The following is a 4218-nucleotide window of genomic DNA, read 5'->3' on the forward strand; positions in this document are numbered from 1 at the left end:
CGCGGGGTCACGGCGCAGGAGCCCGGTGGTCAGTGGCTTCGGTGGTTCGGGCCGACCCGTGCCGCGGGCCGCGGCCCCCGCGAGCACGGTGGCGTCGCGTTCCGCGGCCGCGGTCGGGTCGGTCACGCAGATCACCCGCCCAAGCTGCACCGAGGCCAGGATGGACTCGCGTACCTGCTCCCGGCGTTCCTCGGTGTAGGTGTCAAGCAACGCCGCCCCGGCCTGCCCTCGCAGCACGAGGTCGAGTTTCCAGGCCAGGTTGGTGGCGTCGCGAATCCCCGAGCACATGCCCTGGCCGGCGAACGGTGGCATGAGATGGGCGGCGTCACCGGCGAGCAGCACGTGCCCGGCCCGCCAGCGCTCGGCCCACCGGGCCTGGAACACGTAGGTGGTGCTGCGCAGCAGCCTCGCCGTGTCCGGGGTGACGCCATGCTGGGCGAGCAGCCGCCAGGCCGTCTCGTCGCGGTTCAGCTCGGCACTGCTCTCGCCGGGCAACCGCATGAACTCCCATCGCCGGTGGCCGGGCCCGCTGCCGACCAGCGTGGTCGGCCGGGCCGGGTCGCAGACCTGCACGTTGGTGGGCGTGAACTCGCGCTCCTGGCGCAGCCTGACGTCACAGAGCAGCCATTCGTAGGAGAACCCGAGATCGGTCACCGGCACGTCGAGATGGTCGCGCACGAAACTGCTGGCTCCGTCGCAGCCGACCAGCCAGCGGGCGGAGAACGTCGTCTCACCCTCGTCGCCCGCAGTGGTGACGGTGACGCCGTGCTCGCCGTCCCTGATGTCGGTGACCTCATGCCCTCGGCGCAGGCGCAGCCCGGCCAGCTCTGCCGCCCGCCCGGCGACCAGCTCCTCCAGAGCGGGCTGGTGCATGGTGCTGGCATCGGGCCAGCCGAACGGCCCGTCGGCGGTGAAGGCGATGTCCAACAGCACGCGGCCGTCGGCCGTCCGCCACTGGTAGCCCGTCGCCGGTTCGGTCACGCCCGGCAGCCGCGGCCCGATCCCGGTGGCGGCCAGCAGCCGTGCGGTCTCGCCGTCGAAGCTCGTGGCCCGGGGCAGCAGGTAGGGCCGGGGCCGGCGTTCCAGCACCGTGACCCGATGGCCCTGCTGCGCCAGCAGCACCGACAGCACGGCACCGACCGGGCCGTTGCCGACCACGAGAACGTCGGCGTTGTCCGGATTCTCGTCAGGCATTGTCCATCCCTACGCGCGCCGGAGAATGCCTGCAGGCTAATGGCGAGCGCCCCTCCCGCCCCCGGTGGCCGGGATTCCTTATCAGACCTGGTGATGCCGAGGCCCGCCGCGATCCACCTACGGTGCTGTCTGTACGCGGGACCAATGTGCCAACGGCGGAAGGAGCCCACGGCGGATGAGTGGCACGAGTTGGACGCGGGTGTACGAGGCGGTGCCGGACGCTCCCGTGCGCCTGGTGTGTTTCCCGCACGCCGGCGGGTCGGCCAGCTTCTTCTACCCGGTGGCGAAAGCCCTGGCCCCGCAGGTCGAGACGGTCGCGATCCAGTACCCGGGCCGCCAGGACCGCCGGCACGAGCCCAACCTCACCATGCTGTCCGAGCTGGCAGAGCACAGCTTCGCGGCAGTGCGTGGGCTGGCGGGCAGGCCACTGGCGCTGTTCGGCCACAGCATGGGCGCGCTGGTGGCGTACGAGGTCGCGCTCCGGCTGGCGGCCGCCGGGCTGCCCGCCCCCGTGCGGCTCTTCGCCTCCGCGCGGCGCGCGCCGTCCCGGTACCGCGACGAGCATCTGCGAACCGAGCCGGACGACAGACTCGTGTCCGAACTGCTCAAGCTCAACGGCACCAGCCAGGCGATGCTGTCCGATCCCGAGGTCGTCGAGATGATCATATCGCCGCTGCGGGCCGACTACCACGCCGTCGAGACCTACCGCCATGAGCCGGGGCGTGCGCTGGACTGCCCGATCACCGTGCTGATGGGCGACGCCGACCCCCAGGTCTCGACCGAGGAAGCCCAGGACTGGAGCGCACACACCCGTGCCGAGACCGACCTGAGGACCTTCGAGGGCGGCCACTTCTACCTCGTCGACCGAGCGAGCGAGGTGCTGGACCTCCTGCGCGCCAGCCTCCTGCCGGTTCCGGCCGTCCTGACCCGCATCCGGCCCGCGAGGCCGGATCTCCGGCCACCGATGGAGACGACACCATGACGAAGCCTGCTCTGGAGGCTCACGACGAGCTGGTCCGTGACCTGCTGGGACTCTGGTTCACCCCGCCGTCCGGCGACTCCGACCTGGTCGGGGGCTTCCTGCGGATCTTCGCCGACCCCGTCCGGGTGAACGGGACGCCGGTCCCCGTCGCGGGGCTCGCGGCCCAGGTCCGCGGCCTGCACCTCGCCTACGAAGGCCTGGTGGCCAAGGTCTCGCTCCAGATTCCGACAGCGCAGGGCGTAGCCCTCGCGTTCGAGATGCGCGGCCGGCACGTCGGCCCGCTGCCCACCCCGATCGGCACCCTGGAGGCGACCGGCCGCAGCGTCCGGGTGCCCACGATCGAGGTCCTCACGATCGAGGACGGCCAGATCACCGCGCTCCAAGTGATCGCCGACGAGCTGGTGCTGCTGCGCGAACTCGGCGCGCTACCAGAAGCGCCAGCATGACGACGGCTTCGCTGCCCGCGACGGGCAACAACGAGAAACTGGACCGCAACGTCCTGATGGTCGGGGGCGTGACGGCACTCGGCGCCATCATGTCCATCCTCGACACCACTGTGGTCAGCGTGGCGTTGCCCACCTTCCAGCGCGAGTTCCACGCGTCCTACGTGACCGTCGCCTAGACGATGACGGCCTACACGCTCGCGCTGGCCATGGTGATCCCGGCGACCGGATGGGCCGCCGACCGATTCGGTACGAAGCGCCTGTACCTGGCCTCGATCGTGCTGTTCACCACCGGGTCGGCGCTGTGCAGCGTCGCGTGGGACATCGGTCCCCTGATCGCGTTCCGCGTATTGCAGGGATTCGGCGGCGGCATGCTGATGCCCCTCAGCATGACCATGCTGACCCGGGCAGCCGGTCCGGACCGGGTCGGCCGAGTGATGGCGATGCTGGGGATACCGATGCTGCTGGGCCCGATCGGCGGACCCATCCTCGGCGGGTGGCTGATCCAGACCGCCAGTTGGCCCTGGATCTTCCTGATCAACGTTCCGATCGGCATCGTTGCCTTCGTCGCCTCGCTCCATGTGCTGGACAAGGACCAGCCGCAGCCCGGTGAGTCGTTCGACTTTCTCGGCATGCTTCTTTTGTCGCCAGGGCTCGCCCTGCTCCTCTACGGGGTCTCCTCGATTCCCGGGGCCGGGACCGTCGCCGCCGTGAAGGTCCTCGTCCCGGGCATCGTCGGACTGGCCCTGATGATCGGCTTCACGCTGCACGCGCTGCGTCAGGACCATCCGCTGGTCGATCTTCGCCTGTTCACCAACCGGAACCTCACCGTCTCGGTGGTCACCGGAACGCTGTTCGCGGTCGCGTTCATGGGCAGCATGCTGCTGTTTCCCAGCTACTTTCTGCAGGTGCGGGGCCAGAGCACGCTGAACGCCGGGCTGCTCGTGGCGCCGCAGGGACTGGGCGCCATGCTGACCATGCCTTTGGCCGGCCGGCTCACCGACCGGACAGGTCCGGGAAGGATCGTGCTCGGCGGCCTTGCGCTGATCGCGGCCGGCATGGCCGTGTTCACCCAGGTGACCACCACCTCCTCCTTTCCGCTCCTGACGGGTGCGTTGTTCGTGATGGGGCTCGGGATGGGGATGACCCTGATGCCGATCACGTCGGCGGCCCTGGCCACCCTCACCGACCACCAGATCGCCCGTGGATCGACGATGATGAATATCATTCAACAGACCGCCGGCTCCATCGGAACAGCGGTCCTGTCGGTTGTTCTCACCAACCAGGTGCTCGCCGGGTCCGCCGCGAGTACCTACAGTGCTGTGTCGCAGGGTGCGGTGCCCTCCAGCGAAGTGACCAGCGAGGTACTGGACCAGGGTCGCTCCGCCCTCGCGACCGCCTTCGGGCACACGTATCTGGTCGCACTCGTCCTGATCGCCTGCTGCGTGGTGCCGGCGCTCTTCCTGCCACGGCAAAAGGTCGTCCAGGAACCTGTGCTCCGCACATCTGGTTTCGATGGGTTGACGGGGCCGGTTGATGATCACGGTGGGTGGGTGGGATCGACGCCGAGGAGGTCAAGGACGCGCTGTTGGAGCGGGG

Annotated in this window: 5 protein-coding genes; 4 read left to right on the plus strand and 1 reads right to left on the minus strand. The window is 69.7% G+C overall.

Annotated elements, in window-relative coordinates:
• The coding region (mhpA, locus tag AC08OV_RS19275) for a bifunctional 3-(3-hydroxy-phenyl)propionate/3-hydroxycinnamic acid hydroxylase MhpA (protein ID WP_476620059.1) at window positions 1-1194 on the minus strand (1194 nt) is incomplete at its 3' end.
• 175 nt (window positions 1195-1369) lie between these two features.
• Here mhpA and AC08OV_RS19280 point away from each other — a divergent pair.
• The 4 genes from AC08OV_RS19280 to AC08OV_RS19295 all read left to right on the plus strand — a co-directional run.
• Entirely contained in the window at window positions 1370-2176 is an 807-nt protein-coding gene (locus tag AC08OV_RS19280) for a thioesterase II family protein (protein WP_476613917.1), read from the plus strand.
• Complete coding sequence (locus AC08OV_RS19285) at window positions 2173-2622, plus strand: ester cyclase (protein WP_476613916.1); 450 nt, start codon at window positions 2173-2175, stop codon at window positions 2620-2622. The genes AC08OV_RS19280 and AC08OV_RS19285 overlap by 4 nt, the downstream gene beginning before the upstream one ends.
• The gene (locus AC08OV_RS19290) at window positions 2619-2798 is read left to right on the plus strand and encodes a hypothetical protein (protein WP_476613915.1); all 180 of its coding nucleotides are present in this window, start codon (window positions 2619-2621) and stop codon (window positions 2796-2798) included. The genes AC08OV_RS19285 and AC08OV_RS19290 overlap by 4 nt, the downstream gene beginning before the upstream one ends.
• A gap of 3 nt (window positions 2799-2801) precedes the next feature.
• A partial coding sequence (locus AC08OV_RS19295) for a DHA2 family efflux MFS transporter permease subunit (protein WP_476620060.1) occupies window positions 2802-4218 on the plus strand: 1417 nt, incomplete at its 3' end.

The organism is Frankia sp. CeTa3Moorea (assembly GCF_978021225.1).